This window comes from Pseudomonas sp. A39 (assembly GCF_058145955.1).
The window spans coordinates 1-14671 of sequence record NZ_JBYVMD010000038.1 but is presented as its reverse complement, the minus strand read 5'-3'; the positions used below and the strand labels follow the sequence as shown (position 1 = coordinate 14671).

The 14671-nt window shown below is 60.1% G+C and carries 19 protein-coding genes; 14 read left to right on the top strand and 5 right to left on the bottom strand.

The window, feature by feature from the left end; all coding sequences use genetic code 11:
* Positions 1-2 precede the first annotated feature (2 nt).
* Both AC3ZU9_RS24045 and AC3ZU9_RS24040 read right to left on the bottom strand, forming a co-directional pair.
* Positions 3-527: a KdsC family phosphatase gene (locus tag AC3ZU9_RS24045; protein ID WP_010213109.1), complete on the bottom strand. Its 525-nt coding sequence runs from the start codon at positions 525-527 to the stop codon at positions 3-5.
* On the bottom strand, positions 528-1502 hold the full coding sequence (locus AC3ZU9_RS24040; RefSeq protein ID WP_012722243.1) for a KpsF/GutQ family sugar-phosphate isomerase: 975 nt from the start codon (positions 1500-1502) through the stop codon (positions 528-530).
* Between the two features lie 322 nt (positions 1503-1824).
* Here AC3ZU9_RS24040 and AC3ZU9_RS24035 point away from each other — a divergent pair, with 322 nt between their 5' ends.
* The 10 genes from AC3ZU9_RS24035 to hisC all read left to right on the top strand — a co-directional run bounded on the left by AC3ZU9_RS24035 (position 1825) and on the right by hisC (position 10125).
* Positions 1825-2634 (top strand): ATP-binding cassette domain-containing protein, encoded by an 810-nt coding sequence (locus AC3ZU9_RS24035; protein WP_012722244.1) that lies wholly within the window; start codon positions 1825-1827, stop codon positions 2632-2634.
* Positions 2634-3431 carry a lipid asymmetry maintenance ABC transporter permease subunit MlaE gene (mlaE, locus tag AC3ZU9_RS24030; RefSeq protein WP_012722245.1) on the top strand — a complete coding sequence of 266 codons (798 nt, stop codon included), beginning with the start codon at positions 2634-2636 and terminating at the stop codon, positions 3429-3431. The genes AC3ZU9_RS24035 and mlaE overlap by 1 nt, the downstream gene beginning before the upstream one ends.
* Positions 3431-3898 (top strand): outer membrane lipid asymmetry maintenance protein MlaD, encoded by a 468-nt coding sequence (mlaD, locus tag AC3ZU9_RS24025; protein WP_012722246.1) that lies wholly within the window; start codon positions 3431-3433, stop codon positions 3896-3898. The genes mlaE and mlaD overlap by 1 nt, the downstream gene beginning before the upstream one ends.
* 11 nt (positions 3899-3909) lie before the next feature.
* Positions 3910-4557 carry an MlaC/ttg2D family ABC transporter substrate-binding protein gene (locus AC3ZU9_RS24020; RefSeq protein WP_012722247.1) on the top strand — a complete coding sequence of 216 codons (648 nt, stop codon included), beginning with the start codon at positions 3910-3912 and terminating at the stop codon, positions 4555-4557.
* Positions 4554-4859, top strand: coding sequence for an STAS domain-containing protein (locus AC3ZU9_RS24015; protein ID WP_490091443.1), 306 nt, complete (start codon positions 4554-4556; stop codon positions 4857-4859). The genes AC3ZU9_RS24020 and AC3ZU9_RS24015 overlap by 4 nt, the downstream gene beginning before the upstream one ends.
* Positions 4860-4973: 114 nt before the next feature.
* The gene (locus AC3ZU9_RS24010; RefSeq protein WP_003188597.1) at positions 4974-5213 is read left to right on the top strand and encodes a BolA family protein; all 240 of its coding nucleotides are present in this window, start codon (positions 4974-4976) and stop codon (positions 5211-5213) included.
* A 23-nt stretch (positions 5214-5236) separates the two neighbouring features.
* The gene (murA, locus tag AC3ZU9_RS24005) at positions 5237-6502 is read left to right on the top strand and encodes a UDP-N-acetylglucosamine 1-carboxyvinyltransferase (RefSeq protein ID WP_024073479.1); all 1266 of its coding nucleotides are present in this window, start codon (positions 5237-5239) and stop codon (positions 6500-6502) included.
* Between the two features lie 234 nt (positions 6503-6736).
* On the top strand, positions 6737-7372 hold the full coding sequence (hisG, locus tag AC3ZU9_RS24000; protein ID WP_003188599.1) for an ATP phosphoribosyltransferase: 636 nt from the start codon (positions 6737-6739) through the stop codon (positions 7370-7372).
* A 374-nt stretch (positions 7373-7746) separates the two neighbouring features.
* A complete protein-coding gene (gene hisD, locus AC3ZU9_RS23995) occupies positions 7747-9069 on the top strand; it encodes a histidinol dehydrogenase (protein ID WP_012722250.1) in 1323 nt (440 codons plus the stop codon).
* Between the two features lie 3 nt (positions 9070-9072).
* Positions 9073-10125: a histidinol-phosphate transaminase gene (gene hisC, locus AC3ZU9_RS23990; RefSeq protein ID WP_320400239.1), complete on the top strand. Its 1053-nt coding sequence runs from the start codon at positions 9073-9075 to the stop codon at positions 10123-10125.
* A gap of 66 nt (positions 10126-10191) precedes the next feature.
* On the opposite strand, the gene AC3ZU9_RS23985 is transcribed toward hisC, so the two are convergent.
* Complete coding sequence (locus AC3ZU9_RS23985) at positions 10192-11466, bottom strand: uracil-xanthine permease family protein (RefSeq protein WP_012722252.1); 1275 nt, start codon at positions 11464-11466, stop codon at positions 10192-10194.
* A 2-nt stretch (positions 11467-11468) separates the two neighbouring features.
* Positions 11469-12107: a uracil phosphoribosyltransferase gene (gene upp / locus AC3ZU9_RS23980; protein ID WP_012722253.1), complete on the bottom strand. Its 639-nt coding sequence runs from the start codon at positions 12105-12107 to the stop codon at positions 11469-11471.
* Between the two features lie 164 nt (positions 12108-12271).
* Here upp and AC3ZU9_RS23975 point away from each other — a divergent pair, with 164 nt between their 5' ends.
* From AC3ZU9_RS23975 to AC3ZU9_RS23960, 4 genes are all read left to right on the top strand, one after another.
* Entirely contained in the window at positions 12272-12829 is a 558-nt protein-coding gene (locus AC3ZU9_RS23975; protein WP_012722254.1) for a hypoxanthine-guanine phosphoribosyltransferase, read from the top strand.
* Positions 12830-12832: 3 nt separating this feature from the next.
* Complete coding sequence (locus AC3ZU9_RS23970) at positions 12833-13300, top strand: WbuC family cupin fold metalloprotein (RefSeq protein WP_093542176.1); 468 nt, start codon at positions 12833-12835, stop codon at positions 13298-13300.
* Positions 13301-13335: 35 nt separating this feature from the next.
* Positions 13336-13821: a hypothetical protein gene (locus AC3ZU9_RS23965; protein WP_093542174.1), complete on the top strand. Its 486-nt coding sequence runs from the start codon at positions 13336-13338 to the stop codon at positions 13819-13821.
* Positions 13822-13951: 130 nt separating this feature from the next.
* A complete protein-coding gene (locus AC3ZU9_RS23960; protein WP_012722257.1) occupies positions 13952-14239 on the top strand; it encodes a PA4642 family protein in 288 nt (95 codons plus the stop codon).
* Between the two features lie 69 nt (positions 14240-14308).
* On the opposite strand, the gene AC3ZU9_RS23955 is transcribed toward AC3ZU9_RS23960, so the two are convergent.
* A partial coding sequence (locus AC3ZU9_RS23955) for a malate:quinone oxidoreductase (RefSeq protein ID WP_490091442.1) occupies positions 14309-14671 on the bottom strand: 363 nt, incomplete at its 5' end.

Below are 14671 nucleotides of genomic sequence, written 5' to 3'. Positions count from 1 at the left end.
CTCTATAAGTAGGCGGCGTGGGCCGCTTCAAGGCTACCCTGGGCTCGCAGGATCAGCTCGCAGAACTCGCGTGCGGCGCCTTCACCGCCACGGGCGGTAGTGATGCCATGGGCGTGCTCGCGAACAAAGGCTGCCGCGTTGGCGACCGCCATGCCCAGGCCCACTCGGCGGATCACCGGCAAGTCGGGCAAGTCATCGCCCAAGTAGGCGACCTGCTCATAGCTTAGGTTGAGTTGGCCAAGAAGCTCGTCCAGAACCACCAGTTTATCCTCGCGGCCCTGATACAGGTGAGGAATCCCCAGGTTTTGTGCGCGACGTTCCACAACGGGGGTTTTTCTGCCGCTGATAATCGCCGTTTGCACGCCCGACGCCATCAGCATCTTGATGCCCTGGCCGTCGAGGGTGTTAAAAGTCTTGAATTCACTGCCGTCTTCGAGGAAGTACAAGCGGCCATCGGTCAGCACGCCGTCAACGTCGAAAATCGCCAGCTTGATGTTTTTACCGCGTTGCAACAGGTCGCTGGTCATTTACATCACTCCCGCACGCAGCAAGTCGTGCATGTTCAGGGCGCCAATCGGGCGGTCGTCGCCATCGACCACCACCAGTGCGCCGATCTTGTGGTCTTCCATGATTTTCAAGGCCTCGGCTGCCAGCATTTCGGGGCGCGCGGTCTTGCCGTGAGGTGTCATCACTGCGTCGATGCTGGCGGTGTGGATATCGATGGTGCGGTCCAGGGTGCGGCGCAAGTCACCGTCGGTGAACACCCCTGCCAGGCGGCCATCGGCTTCCAGGATCACCGTCATGCCCAAGCCCTTGCGAGTCATTTCCATCAGCGCGTCCTTCAGCAGGGTACCGCGCTGGACATGGGGCAACTCATCACCCGAGTGCATGACGTTTTCCACTTTCAGCAGCAGGCGGCGGCCCAGGGCGCCCCCCGGGTGCGAAAACGCAAAGTCCTCGGCGGTAAATCCACGCGCCTCCAGCAGTGCCACGGCCAGGGCATCACCCATCACCAGGGCGGCGGTGGTGGACGAAGTCGGCGCCAGGTTCAGCGGGCAGGCTTCGTGGTCCACGTGAACGTTGAGGTTGACTTCGGCGGCCTTGGCCAGCGTCGATTCCGGGTTGCCGGTGATGCTGATCATCTGGATGCCCAGGCGCTTGATCAGCGGCAACAGGGTCACGATTTCGTTGGTGCTGCCGGAGTTGGACAGCGCCAGGATGATGTCATCCTTGGTGATCATGCCCATGTCGCCGTGACTGGCTTCGGCGGGGTGCACGAAAAACGCGGTGGTCCCGGTGCTGGCCAGGGTGGCGGCGATCTTGTTGCCAACGTGGCCTGACTTGCCCATGCCGACCACGACAACGCGGCCCTTGCTGGCCAGAATCATCTCGCAGGCGCGTACGAAATCTGCGTCGATATGCGCCAGCAAGCCTTCTACGGCTTCAAGCTCGAGGCGGATTGTGCGTTGTGCGGATTGAATAAGGTCGCTGGATTGGCTCATGTCTGAAATCGTATAGCCTGACGAAAAGTCGGCGATTATAACGGTAATGATCAATTCCCTCACGCAAGTTCGTCAGGGTTTGTTCGCGGTGCGCTTGGGATTCCCTCCTTAGTAACATAGCTGGCAACGTTTTTTCCCTGTCCTGGATCTGAACAAGCACTGTTCCGGCCTTGGGCGCCCTGTACCAGCAGTGATATAGTTCGCCGCCAGTTCGGTCCGCTCTGCCCATGTGGCCATCGATTGCGCAACTATTGTGCGGCTGATGCAAACGTTTGTCGCAAGCGTGGTGTCTGAGTGAGAGGCTGCATCCCAAGGAGTTTAGATGAGTGCCGATAACGCCTACGCGGTCGAGCTGAAGGGACTGACCTTCAAGCGCGGGACGCGCAGCATCTTCAATAACGTCGATATCCGCATTCCGCGCGGCAAGGTCACGGGCATCATGGGGCCTTCCGGTAGTGGCAAGACCACCCTGTTGCGCCTGATGGGCATGCAATTGCGGCCCAGTGCCGGCGAAGTGTGGGTAAACGGCCAGAACCTGCCGACGCTGTCGCGCAGCGATCTGTTCGACGCGCGTAAGCACATGGGTGTGCTGTTCCAGAGCGGTGCGCTGTTTACCGACCTTGATGTGTTCGAGAACGTGGCGTTTCCGCTGCGTGTGCATACCCAACTGTCTGACGAAATGATTCGTGACATTGTGTTGCTGAAACTGCAGGCCGTAGGCCTGCGCGGTGCCATCGACCTGATGCCCGACGAACTGTCCGGCGGTATGAAGCGTCGCGTGGCCCTGGCCCGCGCCATTGCCCTCGACCCGCAGATCCTCATGTATGACGAGCCCTTCGTCGGTCAGGACCCGATCGCCATGGGCGTGTTGGTGCGCCTGATCCGCTTGCTCAACGATGCACTGGGCATCACCAGCATCGTGGTCTCCCATGATCTTGCAGAAACCGCGAGTATTGCCGATTACCTCTATGTCGTCGGCGATGGCCAGGTGCTGGGGCAGGGCACGCCCGAAGAACTGATGAACGCTGATAACCCGCGCATTCGCCAATTCATGACCGGCGATCCTGATGGCCCCGTGCCTTTTCACTTTCCGGCAGCGGATTACCGCTCAGATCTTCTGGGGAAGCGCTGATGCGCAAGACATCTCTTATCGAAAAGGTTCGCCTTTTCGGTCGCTCGGGCATCGACATCGTCGAAGTGCTGGGCCGTTCGACGATTTTCCTGTTTCACGCCTTGCTCGGCCGCGGCGGCATAGGTGGCGGCTTCGGCCTACTGGTCAAGCAGTTGCATGCTGTGGGTGTGATGTCCCTGGTGATCATCGTGGTCTCCGGGGTGTTCATCGGCATGGTGCTGGCGCTGCAGGGCTTCAATATTCTGTCCAGCTATGGTTCGGAGCAGGCGGTGGGGCAGATGGTCGCCCTGACGTTGTTGCGAGAGCTGGGGCCGGTGGTGACCGCTTTGCTGTTCGCCGGGCGTGCGGGTTCTGCGCTGACCGCCGAAATCGGCAACATGAAGTCCACCGAGCAGCTGTCCAGCCTGGAAATGATCGGCGTGGACCCGCTCAAGTACATTGTTGCCCCGCGTCTGTGGGCCGGCTTCATTTCCCTGCCACTGCTGACGATCATCTTCAGCGTGGTGGGTATCTGGGGTGGTTCGTGGGTGGCGGTGGACTGGCTGGGCGTCTACGACGGCTCTTACTGGGCCAACATGCAAAACAGCGTGACGTTCACGGGCGACGTGCTCAACGGCATCATAAAAAGCATCGTCTTCGCCTTTGTAGTGACCTGGATCGCCGTATTCCAAGGCTACGACTGTGAGCCCACTTCAGAAGGGATCAGTCGTGCCACCACCAAGACCGTTGTGTACGCCTCGCTGGCGGTACTGGGCCTTGACTTCATTTTGACCGCCTTGATGTTTGGAGATTTCTGATGCAAAACCGCACTGTGGAAATCGGTGTCGGCCTTTTCTTGCTGGCTGGCATCCTGGCTTTACTGTTGTTGGCCCTGCGAGTCAGCGGTCTTTCGGCCAGCCCCACCGCCGATACTTATAAACTTTACGCGTACTTCGACAATATCGCCGGTTTGACTGTCAGAGCTAAAGTGACCATGGCCGGTGTGACGATCGGCAAGGTCACTGCAATCGATCTGGACCGCGACAGCTTCACCGGTCGAGTGACAATGCAGCTGGATAAGAAGGTTGATAATCTGCCGACCGACTCCACTGCATCTATCCTCACTGCGGGGCTGCTGGGCGAGAAGTACATCGGTGTCAGCGTGGGCGGGGAATCAGCCCTGCTCAAGGATGGCTCGACAATCCACGACACACAGTCGTCGCTGGTGCTTGAAGACCTGATCGGTAAATTCCTGCTTAATACGGTCAATAAAGACGCCAAATGAGGAATCTGTACATGATCTCTACCTTGCGACGTGGCCTTCTGGTACTGCTTGCAGCGCTGCCGTTGATGGCCAACGCAGCGGGTTCTGCCCACGATCTGGTGCAGGACACGACCAACAAGATGTTGGCTGACCTGTCGGCCAACAAAGAAAAGTACAAACAAGACCCGAGTCAGTTCTACAACGCGCTCAATACCATTGTGGGGCCGGTGGTGGATGCTGAAGGCATCTCCAAAAGCATCATGACGGTCAAGTATTCGCGCAAGGCTACGCCGGCGCAGATGCAGACCTTCCAGGAAAACTTCAAGAAAGGCCTGTTCCAGTTCTACGGCAACGCTCTTCTTGAATACAACAACCAGGGCATTACCGTCGCTCCTGCCGGGGATGAGTCGGGTGATCGCACCAGCGTCAACATGAGCGTCAAGGGCAACAATGGCGCGGTCTACCCGGTGCAGTACACGCTGGAGAAGGTCAACGGCGAGTGGAAGCTGCGTAACGTGATCATCAACGGCATCAACATTGGCAAGCTGTTCCGTGACCAGTTCGCGGATGCGATGCAGCGCAATGGCAACGACCTGGACAAAACCATCAATGGTTGGGCCGGTGAAGTCGCCAAGGCCAAGGAAGAGACCGATAAAGCTGCTGGGAAGCCCGCGCAATGATCGAGTCGGCTGTTCGTCTCGGCGACGCCGGCGAGCTGTTCATCAGTGGCGTGCTGGATTACCGCACCGGGCCTGACCTGCGCAAGCAGGGTCAGGCACTGATCAAGACCAGCACTTCGCCTGCGTTGGTGCTGGACTGTTCGGCCGTGACCAAGTCCAGCAGCGTCGGCTTATCGCTGTTGCTGTGCTTCATGCGCGATGCCGAAGCGGCCAAAAAAGCGGTCAGCGTTCGGGCGTTGCCCGAAGACATGCGCGAAATTGCCGAAGTTTCCGGTCTGACCGAGCTGCTGGCGCACCCCTAATACACATTATTAAAGAGGCCCCCCGTCAGAGTCCTGCTATGCGGGGTTCGCAGGCGCGGGGCTTTTTTGTATGATGTGCGACCCGCGCGCACTGGGCGCCGATAGAGGTTGAGCATGCAGGCCCTAGAAGTTAAGAGCTTTCTTGAAGGAAAGCTGCCGGAAACGACCGTAGAAGTTGAAGGCGAAGGCTGCAACTTCCAGCTGAACGTGATTAGCGATGAACTGGCGGCACTCAGCCCGGTCAAGCGTCAGCAGCAGATCTATGCCCATTTGAACCCGTGGATCACCGATGGCAGCATCCATGCGGTCACTATGAAATTTTTCAGCCGCGCGGCCTGGGCCGAGCGCACCTGAGCCCCCAAGGCGTCGAGATTCTTATGGATAAATTGATTATTACCGGCGGTGCCCGCCTTGATGGCGAGATTCGCATCTCCGGTGCAAAAAACTCCGCCTTGCCGATCCTGGCAGCGACCCTGCTGTGCGATGGCCCGGTCACCGTGGCCAACTTGCCGCACCTGCACGACATCACCACCATGATCGAGTTGTTCGGTCGCATGGGTATCGAGCCGGTTATCGACGAGAAATTGTCGGTTGAAATCGACCCGCGCACCATCAAGACCCTGATCGCTCCGTACGAACTGGTGAAAACCATGCGTGCGTCGATCCTGGTGCTGGGCCCGATGGTTGCCCGTTTCGGTGAAGCCGAAGTGGCCCTGCCTGGTGGTTGCGCCATCGGCTCGCGTCCGGTGGACCTGCACATCCGTGGCCTCGAAGCCATGGGCGCGACCATCGACGTCGAAGGCGGCTACATCAAGGCCAAGGCGCCGGAAGGCGGCCTGCGTGGCGCCAACTTCTTCTTTGATACCGTCAGCGTGACCGGTACCGAGAACATCATGATGGCCGCTGCCCTGGCCAACGGCCGCAGCGTCCTGCAAAACGCCGCGCGCGAGCCGGAAGTGGTCGACCTGGCCAACTTCCTGATCGCCATGGGGGCCAACATCACCGGCGCCGGCACCGACACTATCACCATCGACGGCGTAAAACGTCTGCACCCGGCCACCTACAAGGTGATGCCGGACCGCATCGAGACCGGTACCTACCTGGTTGCCGCCGCCGTTACCGGTGGCCGCGTCAAGGTCAAGGACACCGATCCGACGATCCTGGAAGCGGTCCTGGAAAAGCTGCGCGAAGCGGGTGCCGAAATCACCACCGGCGAAGACTGGATCGAGCTGAACATGCACGGCAAGCGTCCTAAAGCCGTCAACGTGCGTACCGCTCCGTACCCGGCGTTCCCGACCGACATGCAAGCGCAGTTCATTTCCTTGAACGCCATTGCCGAAGGCACCGGTGCCGTGATCGAGACCATCTTCGAAAACCGTTTCATGCACGTGTACGAACTGCACCGCATGGGCGCGAAGATCCAGGTTGAAGGCAACACCGCCATCGTCACCGGCACCGAGAAGCTCAAGGGCGCGCCAGTCATGGCCACCGACCTGCGGGCTTCGGCCAGCCTGGTGATCTCTGCGCTGATCGCCGAAGGCGACACCCTGATCGACCGCATCTACCACATAGACCGTGGCTACGAGTGCATTGAAGAAAAACTGCAGATGCTCGGCGCGAAAATCCGCCGCGTACCGGGCTAGTCCCCGGCGCTGCAAACACCTTAACCGTGGCGAGGGAGCTTGCTCCCGCTGGACTGCGCAGCAGTCCCGCTTTTGAGGGCCGCTTCGCGACTCAGCGAGAGCAAGCTCCCTCGCCACAGGAAGGTGTTTGTTGTTAAATGGTTTGTTTCAAATCGGGGCTGTAATGGCCTCGATCTGTGTCTGGCGCCGTTCGCGACCGGACAGCAATAGCCTGATGAAGGACTGACGTTTCCCATGTTGACCATCGCACTGTCCAAGGGCCGCATCCTTGACGACACGTTGCCGCTTCTGGCTGAAGCGGGCATCGTGCCGACCGAGAATCCGGACAAGAGCCGCAAGCTGATCATCCCCACGACCCAGGACGACGTTCGCCTGTTGATCGTGCGGGCTACCGACGTGCCGACCTACGTTGAACATGGCGCGGCCGACCTCGGTGTCGCGGGTAAAGACGTGCTGATGGAATACGGCGGCCAGGGCTTGTACGAGCCATTGGACCTGCGTATCGCCTTGTGCAAGCTGATGACCGCCGGCCGTGTCGGTGATGTCGAGCCCAAGGGCCGCCTGCGCGTGGCAACCAAGTTCGTCAACGTCGCCAAGCGCTACTACGCCGAGCAAGGTCGTCAGGTCGACATTATCAAGCTGTACGGCTCGATGGAGCTGGCGCCGCTGATCGGCCTGGCCGACAAGATCATCGACGTGGTCGACACCGGCAACACCCTGCGTGCCAACGGTTTGGAGCCGCAGGATTTCATTGCCGATATCAGCTCACGCCTGATCGTCAACAAAGCATCGATGAAGATGCAGCACGCCCGTATCCAGGCGTTGATCGACACCCTGCGCAAGGCAGTGGAGTCGCGACACCGCGGTTGACCTACCTGCGTAGCTGAAAAGCTACGCCCGTCTATCCGCCTCATAGCCAGAATTCTCAGGTGCCCAAGCGGAAACGACTGCTGGAAAGGTGCGCTGACGTTCAATAACGAAGCGCGCCTTACCCCAAAAGGCAACTTATGTTAGTAGAAGATTCTTTTTCAATAATTAGCGACGCGTAGCAGCCTGCCTTTTGAGGGGCCCTGCGGGTTGGCACTGTGGTCGCGCCATGCTGCGTTGCGGGACTTGGTAAGGAAACTACCCTTACCAGCCCCGCGCCTTGCCTGGCACAACCACAGTACCAACGCGCTTCGTTATTGAACGTCAGCGCACCTTCGGGCGCCTGAGTTTTTGCCAATTCTATTGAGGCCCTCGCTATGACCACGTCCACTGCAATTGCCCGACTCAACGCTGCCGACCCGGATTTCGCCCATCATCTGGATCATCTGCTGAGCTGGGAAAGCGTGTCCGACGACTCGGTCAACCAGCGGGTGCTCGACATCATCAAGGCCGTGCGCGAGCGCGGTGATGCGGCGCTGGTGGACTTCACCCGCCAGTTCGACGGCCTGGACGTCAAGTCCATGTCTGACCTGATCCTGCCACGCGAACGCCTTGAGCTGGCCCTGACACGCATCACCGCACCGCAGCGCGAGGCCCTGGAAGTGGCGGCGTCTCGCGTGCGCAGCTACCACGAAAAGCAGAAACAGGACTCCTGGAGCTACACCGAAGCTGACGGCACGGTGCTGGGCCAGAAGGTCACGCCGCTGGACCGTGCCGGTTTGTACGTGCCTGGCGGTAAAGCGTCGTATCCGTCATCGGTGTTGATGAACGCAATCCCGGCCAAAGTGGCGGGCGTGACCGAAGTGGTCATGGTGGTACCGACCCCGCGCGGTGAAATCAACGAGCTGGTGCTGGCTGCCGCTTGCATCGCCGGTGTCGACCGCGTGTTCACCATCGGTGGCGCCCAAGCCGTCGCCGCCCTGGCCTATGGCACCGAAAGCGTACCGAAAGTCGATAAAGTGGTCGGTCCCGGCAACATCTACGTCGCCACTGCCAAGCGCCACGTGTTTGGCCAGGTCGGTATCGACATGATCGCCGGCCCTTCGGAAATCCTCGTGGTATGCGACGGCCAGACCGATCCGGACTGGATCGCCATGGACCTGTTCTCCCAGGCCGAGCACGATGAAGACGCCCAGGCGATCCTGGTCAGCCCGGACGCCGAGTTCCTCGACCAAGTGGCGGCCAGCATCAATAAGCTGCTGCCGACCATGGAGCGCGCCGAGATCATCGAGAAGTCGATCAATGGCCGTGGCGCATTGATCCTGGTGCGCGACATGGACCAGGCCATCGAAGTGGCCAACCGCATCGCGCCGGAGCACTTGGAGTTGTCCGTAGCCGACCCACAAGCCTGGCTGCCGTCGATTCGCCACGCCGGTGCGATTTTCATGGGCCGCCACACCAGCGAAGCCCTGGGTGACTACTGTGCGGGCCCGAACCACGTGCTGCCGACCTCCGGCACCGCGCGTTTCTCGTCGCCGCTGGGCGTGTATGACTTCCAGAAGCGTTCGTCGATCATCTTCTGCTCGCCGCAAGGCGCCTCCGAGCTGGGCAAGACCGCTTCCGTGCTGGCCCGAGGTGAATCCCTGAGTGCCCACGCCCGCAGCGCCGAATACCGCATCCTTGAAGAGAAGGGGAACTGAAACATGAGTAAATTCTGGAGCCCTTTCGTCAAGGACTTGGTGCCTTACGTACCCGGCGAACAACCCAAGCTGACCAAGCTGGTCAAGCTCAACACCAACGAAAACCCCTACGGCCCATCGCCCAAGGCGTTGGCGGCGATGCAGGCCGAGTTGAACGACAACCTGCGCCTGTACCCGGACCCCAACAGTGACCTGCTCAAGCAGGCGGTGGCCAAGTATTACGGGATCGACGCCGGTAAAGTTTTCCTCGGCAACGGTTCCGATGAAGTCCTTGCACACATCTTCCACGGTCTGTTCCAGCACGATTTGCCGCTGCTGTTCCCGGACATCAGCTACAGCTTCTACCCGGTTTACTGCGGTCTTTATGGCATCAAGTCCGACCCGGTGCCGCTGGACGAGCAGTTCCAGATCCGCGTGGCGGACTACGCCAAGCCCAACGGTGGGATCATCTTCCCCAACCCGAACGCGCCCACTGGCTGTGTGCTGGCGCTGGACGCGGTGGAGCAGATCCTCAAGGCCAGTCCTGATTCGGTGGTGGTGGTCGATGAAGCCTATATCGACTTCGGCGGCGAAACCGCGATCAGCCTGGTAGACCGCTACCCGAACCTGCTGGTGACCCAGACCCTGTCCAAATCGCGCTCACTCGCCGGTCTGCGCGTGGGCCTGGCCGTGGGCCACCCGGACCTGATCGAAGCGCTGGAGCGGGTCAAGAACAGCTTCAACTCTTACCCACTGGATCGCCTGGCGATTGTCGGTGCAGCGGCGGCGTTCGAAGACCGTGAGTATTTTGAGAAGACGTGCCGGTTGGTCATCGATAGCCGTGACAAGCTGGTCGCTCAATTGGAGGAGAAGGGTTTTGAGGTGTTGCCGTCGGCAGCCAACTTCATCTTTGCCCGCCACCCTGAGCACGACGCTGCCAGCCTGGCGGCCAAGTTGCGGGAGCAAGGGGTGATCGTACGGCACTTCAAGCAGGCGCGGATTGCCCAGTTCCTGCGGATCAGCATCGGCACGCCTGAGCAGAACCAGGCGTTGATCGATGGTCTCGGTGAGCTCTAAGCCACACTGAAGAGCAAAATGTGGGAGGGGGCAAGCCCCCTCCCACATTCAGTTTTGCAGTACTGGTTAGATCAGTGGCTCGTCAGGCTTTTTGTTCTTCCAGCCATCATTGCCTGGCAGCAGCAGGTTCAAACCAATCGCTACCACCGCGCACAGGGCGATGCCCTTGAGGCCGAAGTCATCCGGGCCGGTGCCGGTACCCACCAGCACACCGCCAATCCCGAACACCAACGTCACCGACACGATCACCAGGTTGCGTGCCTCGCCCAGGTCGATCTTGTGGCGGATCAGTGTGTTCATCCCCACCGCAGCAATCGAGCCGAACAGCAGGCACAGAATCCCGCCCATCACCGGCACCGGGATGCTCTGCAGCAGCGCGCCGAACTTACCGATAAACGCCAGGCTGATGGCAAACACCGCCGCCCAGGTCATGATCTTCGGGTTGTAGTTCTTGGTCAGCATCACCGCGCCGGTCACTTCGGCGTAGGTGGTGTTCGGCGGGCCGCCAAACAGGCCGGCGGCCGTGGTGGCAATGCCGTCACCCAGCAAGGTACGGTGCAGGCCGGGCTTCTTCAGGTAGTCGCGACCGGTCACGCTGCCCACTGCAATCACACCGCCGATATGTTCGATCGCCGGGGCCAGGGCCACCGGGACGATAAACAGGATCGCCTGCCAGTTGAATTCCGGCGCGGTGAAGTGGGGCAGGGCGAACCAGGGGGCGGCGGCGATCTTCGCGGTGTCGACCACGCCAAAGTAGAACGACATGGCAAAACCCACCAGCACGCCGGAGATGATCGGCACCAAGCGGAAAATACCCTTGCCGAACACCGCCACGATCAGGGTGGTCAGCAGCGCCGGCATCGAGATCAGCATCGCCGTCTGGTAGTGGATCAGCTCGGCACCGTCGCCGGATTTACCCATCGCCATGTTGGCGGCAATCGGCGCCATGGCCAGGCCGATCGAAATGATCACCGGGCCGATGACCACTGGCGGCAGCAGCCGGTCTATAAACCCGGTGCCCTTGATCTTCACCGCCAGGCCCAGGAAGGTATAAACGAAACCGGCCGCCATCACCCCGCCCATCGTCGCCGCGAGGCCGAACTGGCCCTTGGCGAGAATGATCGGGGTGATGAAGGCAAAGCTCGACGCCAGGAAGACCGGCACCTGTCGCCCTGTCACCACCTGAAACAGCAAGGTACCCAGGCCCGCGGTGAACAGTGCGACGTTTGGATCAAGGCCTGTGATCAGCGGCATCAACACCAGCGCGCCAAATGCTACGAAGAGCATCTGTGCGCCAGACAGGATCTGGCGCCAAAGCGGGTCGTTGAATTCATCCTGCATGCTCACGCGTCCTTCTGCTTGGTGCCGAAGATCTTGTCACCGGCATCGCCCAGGCCTGGGATGATGTAGCCGTGTTCGTTGAGGCGCTCATCGATGGACGCGGTGTAGATCTGCACGTCCGGGTGGGCCTTCTCGACGGCAGCGATGCCTTCGGGCGCGGCAACCAGCACCATGGCGCGGATGTCCTTGCAACCGGCTTTCTTCAGCAGGTCGATGGTGGCAACCATGGAACTGCCGGTGGCGAGCATCGGGTCGATGATCATCGCCAGGCGCTCGTTGATTTCCGGGACCAGTTTTTCCAGGTAGGTATGGGCCTGCAGCGTTTCTTCATTGCGGGCCACGCCGACGGCGCTGACCTTGGCGCCCGGGATCAGGCTGAGTACGCCTTCGAGCATGCCGATACCGGCGCGCAGGATCGGCACCACGGTGATTTTCTTACCGGCGATCTTCTCGACTTGGACGGTACCGGCCCAGCCTTCGATATCGTAGGTTTCCAGGGGTAAATCTTTGGTGGCTTCGTAAGTGAGCAACGCTCCGACTTCCTGAGCAAGCTCACGGAAGTTCTTCGTGCTAATGTCGGCGCGGCGCATAAGGCCGAGCTTGTGTCGGATCAGCGGGTGGCGGATCTCGCGAGTGGGCATGGGAAAGGCTCCGGCGGCGGGCAAAAAAACCGGCCTAGATTAATCTATCCGAGGGTGTTGTCCTATAGACATCTAGTACGTTAGTCCATTAAGGCTTGCTCGGAGCGCATGAGAAGCGTACCTTCGCCCGCTTTTCTTGCCACAGCACCCCCTTGGAGAGCGCCATGTCCGCTGATCTCGAGCATATCCGTCAAATCATGCGCGAGGCTGACTGCCTGTACACCGAAGCGCAAGTCGAAGAGGCGATCGCCAAGGTTGGCGCGCACATCACCCGCGAGATGGCCGACACTAACCCGGTGGTCTTCTGCGTGATGAACGGTGGCCTGATCTTCGCCGGCAAATTGCTCACCCACCTGCAATTTCCGCTTGAAGCGTCCTACCTGCACGCCACCCGCTATCGCAACGAAACCAGCGGCGGCGACCTGTTCTGGAAAGCCAAGCCGGAAGTCTCCTTCATTGATCGCGACGTGCTGATCATCGATGACATTCTCGACGAGGGGCACACCCTGGGCGCGATCATCGACTTCTGCAAACACGCCGGCGCGCGCAAAGTGCACACCGCCGTGCTGATCGACAAAGACCACGACCGCAAGGCCCGCCCTGAGCTCAAAGCCGATTTCGTCGGCCTGCCGTGCATCGACCGTTACATCTTCGGCTATGGCATGGACTACAAGGGCTACTGGCGCAACGCCAATGGCATTTACGCCGTCAAAGGGATGTAAGCCATGACCCGTTTTCTTGATCAGACGCTGTTTGCCGAACTGGCCGAGAAAGCGGGCGCCAGCCCTCGTGGCCGGCACCACCACAACTTCCACCAGATGGAAGAACCCTGTCATCGCCTGGCCGTGGGCCTGCAACCTGACACCTATGTCCCGCCCCATCGGCACCTGAGCGCGGATAAGGCCGAAACCTTGTTGGTGCTGCAGGGCCGTTTGGGCTTGCTGGTTTTCAGCGACACCGGCGAAGTGCTCGCCAAGCGCGTCATGCAGGCGGGTGGTGAATGCTCGGGCGTTGATCTGCCGCCGGGTGTATTCCATGGCCTGGTGGTGCTGGCGCCCGACACGGTGATGTTCGAGTGCAAGGCCGGGCCTTATCGTCCGGTGGGCGAGGGTGAGCTGGCCGACTGGGCGCCCCGCGAAGGCGAGGCCGGCGTGGCCGAGTATCAACGCTGGATGCTTGCCCAGTTCAGTTGAGCTACAGTGCTGGGCTACCTCGCACGGAGCGGCCCATGAGCCTGTTGATTCGCACCTGCGCCGCCTTGGCGCTGACCCTCAGCTTACCCCTGGCAGCGGCGCCTGCGCCGATGCACAGCCAATTCCTGCCGGCGGACGACCTCACCCTGCGTGCCGAAATCCCTGACCAGCAGCAACTGCTGCAAGTCACTGAGTACGCAGTGGTGGTGGGCAACCAGCGCCAATCCAACCAGCAACCGATCCCGGTGACCTCGCCGCTGATGATCCGCCTCAAGGGCAAGTCCTTGAACAAAGGCGCGACAATCAGCCAAGTGGTGCTCAATTTTGATGCTGAAAGCAAAAGCCTGAAAAAACCGGTGTATGACGACTCGAGCAAAACCCTGACGCTGTCTTACCCCTTGGCCCAATACCGGGTGATTGTCGACCTGCTGCGCAATGACACGGTGTATGTGCAGTTCCTCAGTTATGCCAATGGGCATATCTGGGCGGATTTGCATACCGGTGCGGTGCGTACCCAATAGCAAAAACACTGAAAAGCTAATGTGGGAGGGGGCAAACCCCCGCCGACATTGAATCTCCAGCGCTTTCGAAGCCTGCGTCGCACAGGTAGACTTCAAACCCCGTGTAAATGTCTGCAGGCTGGAGTCGGTAATGCGTAAAGATAAGAAACAGGTGATTGGTGACGAGATCGGTGACGATCAGATCAAGTTGTTCCTGGACTTCGAGCCGGTCGACGCGACTTCACCGTCCCTGCACAAACTGATCAAGGCCTACCGTGGCCTGCGTATCGACGACTTCGAACGGTTCCTGGGCTTCTTCAAGGAAGCTGGCCTGGACCTCGACGGCAAGGATGAGCATGGCCAGACCTTCGTCGATCTGATCAAGGATCAGCGTCACGCGGACGAGTACATCGAACTGATCGAAAACGCTCGCGGCTGATTATCCGAGACATAAAAAAACGCCCCGTTCTCATCACGAGAGCGGGGCGTTTTTTATGGCGTCACGACCTCAAGCGTAGCTCTCGGTCTCGGCGGCAGGTGCAACCAGCTCCAGGCTGATGTTGTTCTGCATGTTGATCTTGCGATACAGCTCGGCGTCGGTCTCCAGGACTTTCTCCCGCGCCGGGAAGATTTCCTGCAACTTGGTCGCCCATTCCCCGGCGGTTTTTTCCGGGAAGCAGCGTTCGATCAGTTCCAGCATGATCGAAACCGTCACCGAAGCGCCTGGGGATGCGCCCAAGAGTGCTGCCAGCGAACCATCTTTGGCCGCGACCAGCTCGGTACCAAATTGCAGCACGCCGCCTTTCTTCGGGTCTTTCTTGATGATCTGCACCCGTTGGCCGGCCACTTCCAGGCGCCAGTCTTCGGCTTT

What these genes read in the sequence shown, in the direction of transcription:
- mlaD (WP_012722246.1), top strand. Translation starts at nt 3,431, where the DNA reads ATGCAAAACCGCACTGTGGAAATCGGTGTCGGCCTTTTCTTGCTGGCT.
- AC3ZU9_RS24010 (WP_003188597.1), top strand. Translation starts at nt 4,974, where the DNA reads ATGCAGGCCCTAGAAGTTAAGAGCTTTCTTGAAGGAAAGCTGCCGGAA.
- AC3ZU9_RS23970 (WP_093542176.1), top strand. Translation starts at nt 12,833, where the DNA reads ATGACCCGTTTTCTTGATCAGACGCTGTTTGCCGAACTGGCCGAGAAA.
- mlaE (WP_012722245.1), top strand. Translation starts at nt 2,634, where the DNA reads ATGCGCAAGACATCTCTTATCGAAAAGGTTCGCCTTTTCGGTCGCTCG.
- AC3ZU9_RS23985 (WP_012722252.1), bottom strand. Translation starts at nt 11,466, where the DNA reads ATGCAGGATGAATTCAACGACCCGCTTTGGCGCCAGATCCTGTCTGGC.
- hisD (WP_012722250.1), top strand. Translation starts at nt 7,747, where the DNA reads ATGACCACGTCCACTGCAATTGCCCGACTCAACGCTGCCGACCCGGAT.
- AC3ZU9_RS23960 (WP_012722257.1), top strand. Translation starts at nt 13,952, where the DNA reads ATGCGTAAAGATAAGAAACAGGTGATTGGTGACGAGATCGGTGACGAT.
- AC3ZU9_RS23975 (WP_012722254.1), top strand. Translation starts at nt 12,272, where the DNA reads ATGTCCGCTGATCTCGAGCATATCCGTCAAATCATGCGCGAGGCTGAC.
- AC3ZU9_RS24015 (WP_490091443.1), top strand. Translation starts at nt 4,554, where the DNA reads ATGATCGAGTCGGCTGTTCGTCTCGGCGACGCCGGCGAGCTGTTCATC.
- AC3ZU9_RS24045 (WP_010213109.1), bottom strand. Translation starts at nt 527, where the DNA reads ATGACCAGCGACCTGTTGCAACGCGGTAAAAACATCAAGCTGGCGATT.
- murA (WP_024073479.1), top strand. Translation starts at nt 5,237, where the DNA reads ATGGATAAATTGATTATTACCGGCGGTGCCCGCCTTGATGGCGAGATT.
- upp (WP_012722253.1), bottom strand. Translation starts at nt 12,107, where the DNA reads ATGCCCACTCGCGAGATCCGCCACCCGCTGATCCGACACAAGCTCGGC.
- AC3ZU9_RS24035 (WP_012722244.1), top strand. Translation starts at nt 1,825, where the DNA reads ATGAGTGCCGATAACGCCTACGCGGTCGAGCTGAAGGGACTGACCTTC.
- hisG (WP_003188599.1), top strand. Translation starts at nt 6,737, where the DNA reads ATGTTGACCATCGCACTGTCCAAGGGCCGCATCCTTGACGACACGTTG.
- AC3ZU9_RS24020 (WP_012722247.1), top strand. Translation starts at nt 3,910, where the DNA reads ATGATCTCTACCTTGCGACGTGGCCTTCTGGTACTGCTTGCAGCGCTG.
- hisC (WP_320400239.1), top strand. Translation starts at nt 9,073, where the DNA reads ATGAGTAAATTCTGGAGCCCTTTCGTCAAGGACTTGGTGCCTTACGTA.
- AC3ZU9_RS23965 (WP_093542174.1), top strand. Translation starts at nt 13,336, where the DNA reads ATGAGCCTGTTGATTCGCACCTGCGCCGCCTTGGCGCTGACCCTCAGC.
- AC3ZU9_RS24040 (WP_012722243.1), bottom strand. Translation starts at nt 1,502, where the DNA reads ATGAGCCAATCCAGCGACCTTATTCAATCCGCACAACGCACAATCCGC.